Annotated in this window: 13 protein-coding genes; 3 read left to right on the top strand and 10 right to left on the bottom strand. The window is 65.2% G+C overall.

The window, feature by feature from the left end:
• Positions 1-8 precede the first annotated feature (8 nt).
• On the bottom strand, positions 9-1,106 hold the full coding sequence (locus AC56LH_RS06625) for an RluA family pseudouridine synthase (protein ID WP_183551769.1): 1,098 nt from the start codon (positions 1,104-1,106) through the stop codon (positions 9-11).
• Between the two features lie 65 nt (positions 1,107-1,171).
• On the opposite strand from AC56LH_RS06625, the gene AC56LH_RS06620 reads away from it, so the two are divergent.
• A complete protein-coding gene (locus tag AC56LH_RS06620) occupies positions 1,172-2,011 on the top strand; it encodes an outer membrane protein assembly factor BamD (RefSeq protein WP_258837823.1) in 840 nt (279 codons plus the stop codon).
• Between the two features lie 55 nt (positions 2,012-2,066).
• On the opposite strand, the gene yaaA is transcribed toward AC56LH_RS06620, so the two are convergent.
• Positions 2,067-2,837 carry a peroxide stress protein YaaA gene (gene yaaA, locus AC56LH_RS06615; RefSeq protein ID WP_499645018.1) on the bottom strand — a complete coding sequence of 257 codons (771 nt, stop codon included), beginning with the start codon at positions 2,835-2,837 and terminating at the stop codon, positions 2,067-2,069.
• Positions 2,838-2,873: 36 nt separating this feature from the next.
• On the opposite strand from yaaA, the gene AC56LH_RS06610 reads away from it, so the two are divergent.
• Together AC56LH_RS06610 and AC56LH_RS06605 are read left to right on the top strand one after the other, a co-directional pair.
• Positions 2,874-3,341 carry a putative toxin-antitoxin system toxin component, PIN family gene (locus AC56LH_RS06610; protein ID WP_499645016.1) on the top strand — a complete coding sequence of 156 codons (468 nt, stop codon included), beginning with the start codon at positions 2,874-2,876 and terminating at the stop codon, positions 3,339-3,341.
• Positions 3,342-3,377: 36 nt separating this feature from the next.
• Positions 3,378-4,535 (top strand): pyridoxal phosphate-dependent aminotransferase, encoded by a 1,158-nt coding sequence (locus AC56LH_RS06605; RefSeq protein WP_499645015.1) that lies wholly within the window; start codon positions 3,378-3,380, stop codon positions 4,533-4,535.
• Positions 4,536-4,542: 7 nt separating this feature from the next.
• On the opposite strand, the gene paeA is transcribed toward AC56LH_RS06605, so the two are convergent.
• From paeA to AC56LH_RS06565, 8 genes are all read right to left on the bottom strand, one after another.
• Entirely contained in the window at positions 4,543-5,874 is a 1,332-nt protein-coding gene (gene paeA / locus AC56LH_RS06600) for a polyamine export protein PaeA (RefSeq protein WP_258837819.1), read from the bottom strand.
• A 109-nt stretch (positions 5,875-5,983) separates the two neighbouring features.
• The gene (locus AC56LH_RS06595) at positions 5,984-7,057 is read right to left on the bottom strand and encodes a tetratricopeptide repeat protein (protein ID WP_499645013.1); all 1,074 of its coding nucleotides are present in this window, start codon (positions 7,055-7,057) and stop codon (positions 5,984-5,986) included.
• A complete protein-coding gene (locus AC56LH_RS06590; protein WP_482898517.1) occupies positions 7,054-7,944 on the bottom strand; it encodes an ExeA family protein in 891 nt (296 codons plus the stop codon). The genes AC56LH_RS06595 and AC56LH_RS06590 overlap by 4 nt, the downstream gene beginning before the upstream one ends.
• On the bottom strand, positions 7,944-9,767 hold the full coding sequence (gene mshL / locus AC56LH_RS06585; RefSeq protein ID WP_499645011.1) for a pilus (MSHA type) biogenesis protein MshL: 1,824 nt from the start codon (positions 9,765-9,767) through the stop codon (positions 7,944-7,946). Before mshL ends, AC56LH_RS06590 begins: the two co-directional genes overlap by 1 nt.
• Positions 9,768-9,788: 21 nt before the next feature.
• Positions 9,789-10,151, bottom strand: coding sequence for a hypothetical protein (locus tag AC56LH_RS06580; RefSeq protein WP_499645009.1), 363 nt, complete (start codon positions 10,149-10,151; stop codon positions 9,789-9,791).
• Positions 10,136-10,870, bottom strand: a complete 735-nt coding sequence (locus AC56LH_RS06575) for a hypothetical protein (protein ID WP_499645007.1) — start codon at positions 10,868-10,870, stop codon at positions 10,136-10,138. Before AC56LH_RS06575 ends, AC56LH_RS06580 begins: the two co-directional genes overlap by 16 nt.
• Positions 10,867-11,526, bottom strand: a complete 660-nt coding sequence (locus AC56LH_RS06570) for a PilN domain-containing protein (RefSeq protein ID WP_499645005.1) — start codon at positions 11,524-11,526, stop codon at positions 10,867-10,869. The genes AC56LH_RS06575 and AC56LH_RS06570 overlap by 4 nt, the downstream gene beginning before the upstream one ends.
• Positions 11,523-12,455, bottom strand: a complete 933-nt coding sequence (locus AC56LH_RS06565; RefSeq protein WP_499645003.1) for an agglutinin biogenesis protein MshI — start codon at positions 12,453-12,455, stop codon at positions 11,523-11,525. The genes AC56LH_RS06570 and AC56LH_RS06565 overlap by 4 nt, the downstream gene beginning before the upstream one ends.
• Between the last annotated feature and the right edge of the window lie 15 nt (positions 12,456-12,470).

Below are 12,470 nucleotides of genomic sequence, written 5' to 3'. Positions count from 1 at the left end.
CAGCGTGCTCACGCGCGGTAGGTGACGACGCCGTTGTCGTCGTCCGCCGCATCCTCGATCGCCGTGCCGAATTCGCCCAGCTCCGGCTCTTCGATGCCGGCACGCGCGATCAGCTCGGCGAAATCGTCGGCCAGCGGCACGGTCCATTCGCATTGCTCACCGGTGGCCGGATGCACGAGGCCCAGGCGACGCGCCTGCAGCGCCTGGCGCGGGAACACCGGCGTCAGGTGACGCTTGCCATACACCGCATCGCCGACGAGCGAAAAGCCCAGCGACTGCATGTGCACGCGGATCTGGTGGGTGCGGCCCGTTTCGAGGCGGCAGCGCACCAGCGTGACGGGACGCCGATCCAGCTCGCCCGAAATAACGCGCTCGTAATGGGTGATCGCCGGCTTGGCGAACGGGCTGCTCGAGACGGCCATTTTGACGCGGTCCTTGGCATCGCGCCCCATCGGGCTGTCGATCGTGCCCGACAGGCGCGGCGTGCCCCACACCAGCGCGAAGTACTCGCGCTTGACGGTACGCGCCTGCAGCTGGCGCACGAGGTCGGTCTGCGCAGCGAGCGTTTTGCCGACGACCATCAGGCCACTGGTATCCTTGTCGAGACGGTGAACGATGCCGGCGCGCGGCACGCCGACCAGTTGCGGGCAGTGATGCAGCAGGCCGTTGAGCAGCGTGCCGGTCCAGTTGCCCGAACCCGGGTGCACGACGAGGCCCGCCGGCTTATTGACGACCATGATGTCGTCGTCTTCGTACACGATGGTCAGATCCATCGCTTCCGGCGCGAACGCCGTGTCTTCAGGCGCAGCTTGTGGCACGACGACAATGGCTTCGTCGCCATAGGCCGTGTCCTTGCCCCGGGCCGGTTTACCGTCAACCGTGATGTGGCCGCTTTCAAACCATTGCTGCAGGCGGCTGCGCGAGAACTGGGGCACCAGGCCAGCCACTACCTTGTCGAGGCGCTGGCCGCAATGTTCTTCTTGCAGCGCCAAGGTAATGGGCGACAGATCGGTGCCTGGCAACGGGACGAACCCGATCTCCAGTTCATCGTCAAAATCAGGGTCAATCGGTAAATCCGCCGGATTCGGCGCAGGAGTTAATATCACGTGAGTCCCATCGGCTATAATCAGCCGTTCGTTGAATCTAGGTAAAACATTTCTTGCAAAAAGCTATGCAAAAAAAATTGTCTGTGTTGGTCGCTACTTGCGCCCTCGTCGGTCTGTCGGCATGCAGTATGCTGCCAAAGGCCAAGGACGAGTCCAAAAACTGGTCGGCGGAGAAATTATACGCTGAGGCGCGCGAAGAGATGGCAGGTGGGCACTACGAAGCCGCAATCCCGTTGTTCAACCGGCTCGAAACCAACTTCCCATTCGGCGTGTATGCAACACAAGCGCAGATGGAAGTGGCGTACGCCCACTACAAGTCGGCTGACCAGGCGCAAGCGCTGGCGGCGGTCGAGCGCTTCATCAAGCTGCACCCGAACCACCCCCAGGTCGACTACATGTACTACCTGCGTGGCCTGATCAATTTCAACGATCAGCTCGGGTTCTTCAGCTTCGTGTACTCGCAGGACCCGACCGAGCGCGATCCGCGTGCAACGCGTGAAGCGTTCGCGGCGTTCAAGGCGCTGGTCGACAAGTACCCGAACAGCAAGTACGCGGCCGACGCGACCGAGCGCATGAGCTACTTGATCAATGCGATGGCCCAGTACGAAGTGCACGTGGCGAATTACTACTACCGCCGCGGCTCGTACCTGGCGGCGCTCAATCGTGCCCAGGATGCGGTGACCAACTACACCGACGCCCCGGCACGCGAAGAAGCGCTGTTCATCATGATCCGCTCGTACGACAAGCTCGGCATGCCGCTGCTGCGCGACGATACGCAGCGTGTGTTCGCGCTGAACTATCCGGACAGCTACTTCCTGAATCCGAACGCACGCGGCGATGCGCCGTGGTGGAAGTTCTGGTCCAAGGGTGGCGCCAAGGCAGCGCCGAAGGATGCGGTGCAGTAAGCGCCGGGGCCGGCAAAGAACAAAGGCGCCACGCGGCGCCTTTGTCGTGTCTGCCCTACACTGCAATGCGGCGCCGGAACACCCACGCGCGCTCACTTGACGCCGCTGGCTCGAAGGCATAGCCGTCGACATCGAAGTCCTTGAGCTCCTCGGGATCCGTGATGCCGTTCTCGGTCGCATAGCGCGCCATCATCCCCCGCGCCCGCTTGGCATAGAACGAGATGATCTTGTACTGGCCGTTCTTCCAGTCCTGGAACACGGGCTCGATGACGGGCGCGGCCAGCAGCCTGGGCTTGACCGACTTGAAGTACTCGGTCGAGGCCAGGTTTACCAGCGCCGTTGAGCCGTTCTCGGCCAGTTGCCGGTTCAGGGCGGCGGTGATCGTCTCGCCCCAGAACGCATACAGGTCCTTGCCGCGCGACGTAGCCAACCGGGTACCCATTTCAAGGCGATACGGATGCATCTGATCCAGCGGCCGCAGCACGCCGTACAGGCCCGACAGGATGCGCACGTGGCGCTGGGCAAACGTCAGCGCCTCCGTGTTCAGCGTGCGCGCATCGAACCCCGTGTACACGTCGCCATTGAACGACATGATCGCCGGTCGCGCTTGTCCATGATCGGGTTCCCAGTGGGCGTAGCGCCCCACGTTGAGCATCGACAGCGCGTCGGACAGGTCCATCAGTTCGCTGATCGAGGCGGGTGAATGGCCGCGCAGGACCTCGATCAGTTCGCCCGCATGGGCAATGAAGTCGGGTGTGGACTGGTGCGGCGTGGTCAGGGGCGATTCGAGATCGAGGGACTTGGCGGGAGACAGGACAATCAGCATGGCCGTACGAAACTTTTCCATAAATAAACAACCGACATGATAACCGCTCCAGCCCCAACCATCGTCATCGACACCAATGTGCTGCTCGACCTGTTCGTGTTCCACGATCCGCGCTGGGCCGACCTGCTCGCCGCCATCGAGGCGCGCGAGATCGATGCCATCACGCGCGCCGACTGCCGCGCCGAATACCTGGCCGTGCTGCACTACCAGCACCTGCCGCTGGACGATGACAGCCGCCTGGCCGCCGCCGCCCGCTTCGACGCCCTGCTGCGCCTCGTTGACGTCGATTCGAAAGCGATCCGCCTGCCCGTGTGCACCGACCGCGACGACCAGAAATTCATGGAGCTCGCGCGCGACGCTGGCGCGTCGATCCTGATCAGCAAGGACAAGGCGCTGCTCAAGCTGGGACGCAAGACGGCGCAGGCGGGGCTGTTTCGCATCGTGCTGCCCGAGGTGTGGATCGCCTCGTGGCGCCAGGCCAGGGCCGAAGGCACGCTAGAATAAGGCTTCCCCCCATTTGCTTTCGATCAGGATGCATTCATGAGCCTTCCACCGCTGGTTTCCCGCCTGCCGCACATCGGCACCACCGTGTTCACCCGCATGTCGCAACTGGCCATCGACCATGGCGCCGTCAACCTGGGCCAGGGTTTTCCCGATTTCGCCTGCGATCCGGCGCTGGTCGACCTGGTGACCGACGCGATGCGCGCCGGGCATAACCAGTATCCGCCGATGACCGGGCTGCCGGCGCTGCGCGCGGCGATTGCGGCCAAGATCGAGGCCACCTACGGCCATCGCTACGATGCGAATACCGACATCACCGTCACTGCCGGCGCCAGCCAGGCCATCCAGTCGGCGATCCTGGCCGTCGTGCACCCGAGCGACGAGGTGATCGTCATCGAGCCGGCTTACGATTGCTATGCGCCGGCCATTACGCTGGCAGGCGGCGTCGTGGTGCCGGTGACGATGCGGCTGGACGCCGATGGCTACCGCGTTGAGTGGAACGACGTGCGGGCCGCGGTCACGCCGCGCACGCGCATGGTCGTCATCAACACGCCGCACAACCCGACCGGCACGATCCTGCGCCAGGCCGATCTCGAGGCCCTGGTCGCGATCGTGCAGGACACGCAGATCCTTGTCCTGTCGGACGAAGTGTATGAACACATGGTGTTCGACGGCGAGCCGCATGCGTCGGTGGCGCGCCATCCGGCGCTGGCCGAACGCGCATTCGTCGTCTCGAGCTTCGGCAAAACGTTCCACGTGACCGGCTGGAAGATCGGCTATGTGGCCGCGCCGGCGGCCTTGATGGCGGAGTTTCGCAAGGTCCATCAATACAATGTCTTTTGCGTCAACGCACCGATGCAGCACGCGATTGCCGCCTACCTGCAGGACCCGGCGCCGTGGCGCGACCTGCCGGCGTTCTACCAGGCCAAGCGCGACCTGTTCCGCGCCGGGTTGGCGGCGTCGCGCTTCACGCTGCTGCCATCGGACGGCACGTACTTCCAGTGCGTGCGCTATGACGCGATCTCGGATGTGAGCGAAGCGGAGTTTGCCGAATGGCTGACCCGCGAGATCAAGGTCGCCGCCATTCCCGTCTCGGCGTTCTATAGTCAGCCAAAAGAGTCGCGCGTGGTGCGTTTCTGCTTCGCGAAAAAAGACGAGACGCTGCAGCTTGCGCTGGAGCGTCTCGCACGGTTATAAAACAAACCTAGTGGGCGGCAGGCGTCGCCGCCCCGAGCGCCTTCTGCCCCGGGTCGAGGCGCTTGACCAGTATCTGGTCGATGCGGTGATGGTCGACGTCGAGCACCTCGAAGCGCATGCCTTCGTACTCGACGCTGTCAGTCTGCTTGGGTACCTTGCGCAGCATGAACATCATGAAGCCGGCCGCCGTCTCGTAGCGCTCTTCTTCCGGCAGCGACTGCAGGTCGATCACGCGCTTCATCTCCGCCACCGGCGTGCTGCCGTCGATCAGCCACGAACCGTCTTCGCGCTGCATCGTTTGCTGGTCGGCTTCCAGCGGACTGCCCCAGCGCCCCATCACGGTCACCATGATGTCCGACAGTGTGATCACGCCGACGACGAACGCGTACTCGTTGATCACGACCGCGAAGGTCTCCTTGCTGGAGCGGAAGCGGTCGAGCAGCTCGGACAGCGTCAGGCTGTCGGGGATGATCAGGACCGTGCGGATCGTCGATTCGCTCAGGTGGAAGTGCGACTGGTTGTTCAGCAGGCGCACCAGGATGTCGCGCGTGTCGACATAGCCGACCACGCGGTCGATCACGCCGTCGCAGACGGGGAATTTCGACAGCGAGTGCGCAGCGATCTTCTGGCGCACGCTCTCTTCAGGTTCGGTCAGGTCGAAGAACACGATGTTCTCGCGCGTCGTCATTGTCGACGTCACGGCGCGCGACTCGAGTTCGAACACGTTCTCGATGAAGTGCTGCTCCTGCTTTTGCAGCACGCCGGCCTGCGCGCCTGCTTCGACCACGGCCGAGATTTCATCGAACGTGATGCGGTCTTCGCGCGTCATGTTGATGCCAAACAGCTTGAACAGGCCGTTGGCGATCACGTTCAGCGTCCACGAAAACGGCTTGAACAGGCGGATGACGAACAGCACCGGCCGGATCACCGCCATCGCCGTCGTTTCGGGCGAAATCAACGCCAGACGCTTGGGCATCAGGTCCGAGAACAGCACGAACAGCGTGGTGACGAACACGAACGACAGCGTGAAGGCGATGTTTTCGCGGCCCGGGCCTGCGTAGAACACGGAGAGCCACTCGAGGAAGAACGGGCGCAGCGCCCCCTCGCCCAGAATACCGCCCAGGATCGCAATGGCGTTCAGGCCAAGCTGTGAGGCCGCGAAGAAGTCGGCCGAATGCGCCTGCAGCGCCATGACCTTGCGGGCACGGTCGTCGCCCGCTTCGGCCAGCAATTTGAGTTTGATTTTGCGGGCGCCAGCCAGCGAGATTTCGGTGAGGGACAGGAAGCCCGCCGCAAGCACCAGCACGGCCAGCAAGGCCAAATGTTCGAACAAGTTCATGGGACACCCGGGGTACTGTTATTGGGTCACGCTCGTTGACCGGGGAGCTGCGCAGGGGTACCTGCGCAGGCATGACACTTTACCATGCCCGCCCTCCCCGGCGGCGGCCTCAACGACCGAGTTGACCCAGCCGGCGCTCGACGAAGCCCTGCAGTTCGGGCGACAGCGTCTCGCTGGCCTGCGCCCGCGCGAACGCGGCAACCGCTTCTGCATCGCGCTTGTCGGCCTGCAGCGCGATGCCCAGGCCCATCCACCAGACGCCATTGCCGGGCGAACGCTTGAGCGCGGCCTGGTAATGCTCGGCCGCTTCATGCGCGCGGCCATCGCGCTGCAGCACGCCGGCCAGGAAGGCGTGGTACTCGCCATTGCCAGCCGCATAGGGCAGCGTGCGCATCAACGTGTCGATGGCCGGCCCGCCCCGTTCGAGCTGCAGGCGTGCCAGCAGCATCGCCAGCGCCGGCTGGCGCGCATCGATCGCGAGCGCGGCCTGCAACTGGCGCATCGCATCGTCCGGACGCCCCGCTTCGATCAGCAGGCCGACCAGCGTCTGGCGCGCCGCTTCGTGGCGCGGATCGATCTGCAGGCCCGCCTGCAGCGTGGCGATGGCTTCGGTCACGCGCCCGTCTTCGAGCACGCCGAGCGCGCGCCGGTAGGCGTTTTCGGCCCGTTGCGATGGCGTGGCGGTGCGGCCGGCTACCGGCGCAGCCGATGCAACCGGCAGCGTCTTCGCCACCGACACCGTGCGTGGCGCGGGCTTGGTGCCCGGCGGCTTGCTGACCGGCGCGACAGGCTTGGCTGCTGGTGCTGGTGCTGGTGCCGGTGCTGGCTCCGGTGCCGGTTCAGGTTCCGGCTTTGGCTCCGGCACCGGTGCAGCTGGCGCCACATCGACCACCTGCACCGGCGCTGCCGCCGGCATGTCGACCACCACCGCCGTGCGTGCCGCGACGGGCGCAGCCACCAGCACGGCCGGCGTTGACGCTGGCGTTGGCGCCGTCTGCATCGTCTTCCAGCCAACCACACCGGCGCCGACCGCCAGCAGCGCGCCACCGACCAGTGCCGCGCGCAGCACCGGGCCACGGCGCTCGGGCGTCGTCACCGGTCGTACGTCGGCCGGCAGCGGCGCTGCACCAGGCTGGCCGGCGCGCGCATCGAGATCCTTGAGCATCTTGTTAATGGGGCTCATGGCGCCACCACCCAGGCAAACACGCCAAGGGCGCCCATGACGATCGCGCCGCCCGTCAGCCACTGGCGGATCGCGCGCCCCACGCCGACCGTGTCACGCGCAGCGATGGCGACATGGCCACCTGCGACCTGCTGCTTGCCCTGGCCATAACTGAGCATCATCGCCTTGTGCGCCATGATGTTGACCAGGCGCGGCACGCCACCGCTGGCTTTGTACAGGCTGCGGATCGCGGCGCTGGAAAACAGCCGCGCGCCGGTGAAGCCGGCCACGCGCAGCCGGTGCGCCACATAAAAATCGATGTCGTCGCGATTCAACGGCCCCAGGTGGTAGTGGAACGTGATGCGCTGGGCCAGCTGGCGGATCGAGTCCAGTTGCAGCTTGCGATTCAGTTCAGGCTGGCCAAACAGGACAATCTGCAGCAGCTTGCGCTTTTCCGTTTCCAGGTTCGTTAGCAGCCGCAGGGCTTCCAGGCTGTCGACGGGAATCGCCTGTGCTTCGTCCAGGCACAGCACGACGCGCAGGTCCTGCGCGGCCAGTTGCAGCAGGCGCAGGTTGATCGCCTTGAGCAGCTGGTGCTGATCGACGTCGCGTTCAAGGACGATCTCCAGTTCGTCGGCCAGCGCCAGCATCAAGGTGCGCGGTTCGAGATACGGGTTCGGAATGTAGGCCGTGACGAACCCTTCACCGAGCGTCGCCATGAATTTGCGGCACAGGAGCGTCTTGCCGGTACCGACTTCGCCCGTGATCTTGATGAAGCCTTCGCCGCTGCGCGCCGCGACCAGCAGCGTGTTGAGCGCTTCCTGCGAGCGCGGGCTGCCGAAGAAGAAGCTGGTGTCCGGCGTGATCCCGAACGGCAGCTCGCGCAGGCCAAAATGCGCCGCGTACATCAGTCGACGCCCAAGCCAGGCGCACGGCGGCGCGGATCGAGCTGCTCGATGCGGCGGCTCGCGTCCATCATGTCTTCGCTCCAGTCGCTGGCGCCTTCGACGATGGTCGGCTTGATCAGCACGACCAGCTCGCGCTTCTGGTTGGTCCGGTTCTTGTTGCGGAACAGGTTACCGAGCAGTGGAATCTTGTCCGCGCCCGGCAGCTGGTCGGTGTCGCCGGTGGACGCTTGGCGCATCAAGCCGCCGATAGCGACGACCTGCCCGTTGCGGCCGCGCACGATGCTGTCGAGTTCCGACGTGCTCGATGCCGCCAGCGGCAGGCGCAGCGTGCCGCCCGACCCCAGGTCGACATCCTTGTTGACGGTCGTGACCTGGCTGACCGACGGGTGCACGTGCAGCAGGATGTTGCCGCTGGCGTCGATCTGCGGCGTCACGTCGAGCACGACGCCGGAGAAGAACGGCTGCACCGTCACGCTCGGGCTGACGATGCTGCCGTTGTCGCCGGTCGTGATGTTGTTGGTCACGCCGGTGACAAAGAATTCATCGGTGCCGATCTTGAGCACGGCTTTCTGGTTGTTCACCGCCGCGATGCGGGGGCTCGACAGCACGTGCACACTGCCCTGCGACTCCAGGAACGTGATCAGCGCCGCGAAGTTATTCGTCTGAAACGCGAAGCCGAACAGCGAACCGGCCGCCGTGGCAGCATTCGACAGCGAGAAGCCGGTGCTGGCCGCGAGGCCCTGGCCACTGTTGATGACGGCTGGCTGGCCGCCCGTGTACGGCAGTGGCGCCAGGTTGGCGCCGGGCGAAATCAGGCCACCCGAGACGCGGTTGGGATGCGAGCCGCGGAACGAGGCGAACGAGGCCCAGTTGATGCCGCTCTGGAAGCTGTCGTTCAGTTCCACTTCGAGGATCTTCGCTTCCAGGATCACCTGGCGGTCGACCGACAGCTGGGTAGCCTTCAGGTAGGCGTCGACATTGCGCAACTCGTCCGGCATCGCGCGGATCACGAGCACGCCCGATTGCGGGCTGACGACGACGCTGCGACCGCCTTCGGTCGAGCCGACGATGGCGGCAATCGACAGTTTCAAATCGCCCCAGAAGTCGTTGTCCGAGTGCGTGCGCACGTCGGTGCTGTTGGTCTGGGTCTGGCCGTTGCTGCTGTTGTTATTGTTATTGTTGTTATTGCCGTTCTGGTTGTTGTTGTTCTGGTTGCGGTTGTTGTTGCCACCACCGCCGCCGCTGTTATTGTTGTTGCCGTTGCCGGCGTCGGCCACCGACGTCGACGACACGCGCAGATTGGAACTGCCGCTGCGCTGCGCCGTCAGGTAATTCACATGGAACATGCGGGTCTGCATCGTCAGCGGGCGGATCGCAATCCGGGCGCCGTCGATCTTGTAGTCGTAGCCATACATGTCGCGCACGGCTTCCAGCGTTTCGACCAGCGTCACGTCCTTCAGATTGGCGCTGATATTGCCCGTCACGTCCGGGTGCACCAGCATGTTGTAGCGGGTGCCGGCCACGATCGAGCGGAAGAACTGCTGCGCCGGGACGTTGTTGAAGGCGACGTTGAAGCGCTCTTCCAGCGCCGGGCGCGCCTTGGGCAACTGGCTGGCCAGCGTTGCCGCCGGCGGCAGCAGCGCATTGGCCACCGCATCATCCACCGCGGGGCGGGCGCCCTGCTGGGTGCTGGCTTTCGTCAGCTCTTTCGTGATCGCGTCATAGGTGGCATTCTGCGGCGCGCTCTGGCAGCCGCCAAGGAGCACGGTGACGGCAAGCGCCACGGCCAGCGCGCGCGGCGCCATTACAAACTTGGGTGTCATGGTGGGTACGTACTTCATCGGTTAGCGGGCAACCGGCGTCATGCCGGACAGCGGTGCATCCATGCGCAGCACCTGGCGCGCGTTGCCGCGCACGAGGATCACCTCGCCAGGCTTGATACTCGTGATCCGTGCGCCCTTGTAGCTCTCGCCCAGGCGCAGCGTCTCGCCGTCGATGACGGCCACGTGGCGCCCGCCCGCATGCGGTGCAATCAGTACCGATTGCAGGCGCGGGACGTTGGCCTGCACGGCCGGATCGAGCGCGATCCGGTCCATGCCGGCAGGTGGGCGGGTCGGGTCCTGCAACGGCTGCGCGGCGGCAGGCAACGCGCACAGCGCGAGGCAGGCCAGCACGGTCTTGGTCAGGTTCTTCACAGCTTCATCCATTGTCGGTCCAGGCTGAGGGTATGCAGCGTGAGCGTCAGGCGCGCGGTCGGATAGTTTTCGACGTCGAGCCGGGCGCGGCCCCAGAACATCCGCGTCGGCATCGCGTCGAGTGTGCTCATGTAGTCGACCATGTCGAGGTAGTTGCCGCGCACCGTGACTTCGACGCCGTGGCGGTACAGCAACGGCACGTCGCCCCCGGCTTGCGGCGCTGCGCCTGCCGGGACAGCAGAAGGAGCGGGAGGCGCGGCGGCGGGCGTGGCGGCAGGCGTGGCGCCCGGCGCCGCCAGCGGCTCGGCCGGCAGCGTGCGCATCGAGACCAGCTTGAGACGGCCATTGGCGCGCAGGATGCCCTCGACCAGTGGCCCCATGCGCTCGGGCGCCACCAGGCCATGTTCGAGCGCCAGCAACTGGCTGCCCAGCTGCCCCATCTCTTGCTGCATCGTGTTCAGGCGCGCGCGTGACTGGGCGTCCGGGTCGATCCGGGAGCCCTCCACGCGCGCCGTGATCTCGCCATCGATCGCGGCAATCGCCGCGTGCTGCTGGTCGATCTGCGTGCGCAGCGCCGCCTGCTTCGCGTCCTGCGGCGCCAGCACGAACGTGTGCCCGGCAAACGCCAGCACGCCGACAGTGGCGCCGAACACCATGCCGCGTTCGCGCAGCGACAGCGCGTCCATGCGCGCCGCCAGTTGCAGCACGCGCTGCTTGATCGATGCGCTCATGGCTGCGGCTCCGTGGCGACCGACTGCAGGCTGAATTCAACATACGGCGCGGTGCGGGTAGCAGGCTGGTTGTCCGCCCCGGGCACGGCTGTCGGCACCGGCAGCGGCGCCGCTTCGCCGATCTGCAGGCTGGCAAACGACTTGCCCTGCATTAGCGGCTCGTTCGTCAGGCGATTGAGGTAGCCCGGCACCATCGCCGGGTCGAGCGCGCGGCCGCGAATGCCGATCTGCGCGCCGCCGGCATCGACCGTCACGCCGGTCAGCCACAAGCCCTGCATGCTCTGGCGCGCCAGCGCCTTGAAGTAGCCGGCAAAGCCGCTCGTGTCACCCAGCTCGCCCCGTGCGAGCGCGCCCGACATGTGGCGCATCGCGGCCAGCTTGCGGTCGGCGTCGACCAGTTGCCCGTCCATCGTGACGTCCTTCCTGCGCGGTGCAAATTCGGTGTTGACCGCCGCCAGGCGCGCCTGCCGGCCGTCAAGCTGCACTGCGCCGGCATTGGCCTGCTGCTGCAGTTCGGCCGTCTGCAGGCTGCCCCACATCGCCAGCCCGGCGATGCCGACGATCAGCACGCCGGCAGCCAGCGCCAGTTGCGCCGCCGACAGCACGTGCTTTTGCGGCTGGAACGCCGGGTTGAACAGATTGATTTGCTGGCTCATGCGCCCTCCCCGTCCCGCAGCGCGGCGCCGATGGCCAGGAAAAAGCGCTGCTGCTGCGCCAGGTCGGCCAGCTCAGGCGTGCGCGACAGGTCGAACAGGGTGGCCAGGTTCAGCGTTTCGACCGGCGTGTACAGATTACTGGACAGGTATTCGTCGAGCCCCGTCACCGCCGATGGGCCGAGGATGAGCTTGGCGATACTGATGAACGAATACTGGCGCTCGAAATGGTCGAGCGAGCGTTGCAGTTCGAGCGTGATCTTGTCGAAGCTCGCATGCTTGCGGTCGTGGTCGGGTTCGAGCAATTGCGCCAGCGTGACATCGAAGCGGCGCGACAGGTACAGCTCGCCGCGGTAGGACACCGTCAGCAGGCCGCCATCGTCACCAAACGACAGCATGGCGATGCCGCGGCCTTCCGGTTCGAGCATGGCTGACACGTTGCGCTGGGCCATTTCAGGAATATCGATCGCGGTCAGTTCGACCTTGGCGTCCAGGAACAGCTTCTGGCGCGGGGCGATGATGCTGTTTTTTGCCGCCACGACGAACACCGATTGCTGGGCACGCGAATTGGCGTCCAGCGCAATGTCGAGCACGTCGATGGTCGCTTCGGCAGCCGGGAAATCGAGAATGTCCTTCAGGCGCCAGCGCACGGCCGTTTTCACTTCGTCGCGCGGGACGTTCGGGGCTTCGACGTTGAGGATCTGGTAGTCGCCGCCAGTGAGCAGCGTGGTGCAGTGACGCACACCAGCCTGACCTTCACGGCCTGCTTTTTCGATGGTGTCGACACCAGAATTACCGGGAAAAAATTGCGCGAAATGCACGAGTGGCTTGGCCTCGGGCGCACGCTTGACGCTCGTAATAGCCACACCGTCGCGCCCGATGGCAACAGCAAGCCAGCCATCTTTTTTCTTCGCTCTTTTAAACAGACGCATGCAAGCAGCCAGTGT

Source organism: Telluria sp. LT1R51-2 (genome assembly GCF_059685775.1).
Note: the sequence above shows the minus strand (reverse complement) of the source record. Positions and strands in the feature narration are given on the sequence as shown.

What these genes read in the sequence shown, in the direction of transcription:
- AC56LH_RS06620 (WP_258837823.1), top strand. Translation starts at nt 1,172, where the DNA reads ATGCAAAAAAAATTGTCTGTGTTGGTCGCTACTTGCGCCCTCGTCGGT.
- yaaA (WP_499645018.1), bottom strand. Translation starts at nt 2,837, where the DNA reads ATGCTGATTGTCCTGTCTCCCGCCAAGTCCCTCGATCTCGAATCGCCC.
- AC56LH_RS06610 (WP_499645016.1), top strand. Translation starts at nt 2,874, where the DNA reads ATGATAACCGCTCCAGCCCCAACCATCGTCATCGACACCAATGTGCTG.
- AC56LH_RS06605 (WP_499645015.1), top strand. Translation starts at nt 3,378, where the DNA reads ATGAGCCTTCCACCGCTGGTTTCCCGCCTGCCGCACATCGGCACCACC.
- paeA (WP_258837819.1), bottom strand. Translation starts at nt 5,874, where the DNA reads ATGAACTTGTTCGAACATTTGGCCTTGCTGGCCGTGCTGGTGCTTGCG.
- AC56LH_RS06595 (WP_499645013.1), bottom strand. Translation starts at nt 7,057, where the DNA reads ATGAGCCCCATTAACAAGATGCTCAAGGATCTCGATGCGCGCGCCGGC.
- AC56LH_RS06590 (WP_482898517.1), bottom strand. Translation starts at nt 7,944, where the DNA reads ATGTACGCGGCGCATTTTGGCCTGCGCGAGCTGCCGTTCGGGATCACG.
- mshL (WP_499645011.1), bottom strand. Translation starts at nt 9,767, where the DNA reads ATGACACCCAAGTTTGTAATGGCGCCGCGCGCGCTGGCCGTGGCGCTT.
- AC56LH_RS06580 (WP_499645009.1), bottom strand. Translation starts at nt 10,151, where the DNA reads ATGGATGAAGCTGTGAAGAACCTGACCAAGACCGTGCTGGCCTGCCTC.
- AC56LH_RS06575 (WP_499645007.1), bottom strand. Translation starts at nt 10,870, where the DNA reads ATGAGCGCATCGATCAAGCAGCGCGTGCTGCAACTGGCGGCGCGCATG.
- AC56LH_RS06570 (WP_499645005.1), bottom strand. Translation starts at nt 11,526, where the DNA reads ATGAGCCAGCAAATCAATCTGTTCAACCCGGCGTTCCAGCCGCAAAAG.
- AC56LH_RS06565 (WP_499645003.1), bottom strand. Translation starts at nt 12,455, where the DNA reads ATGCGTCTGTTTAAAAGAGCGAAGAAAAAAGATGGCTGGCTTGCTGTT.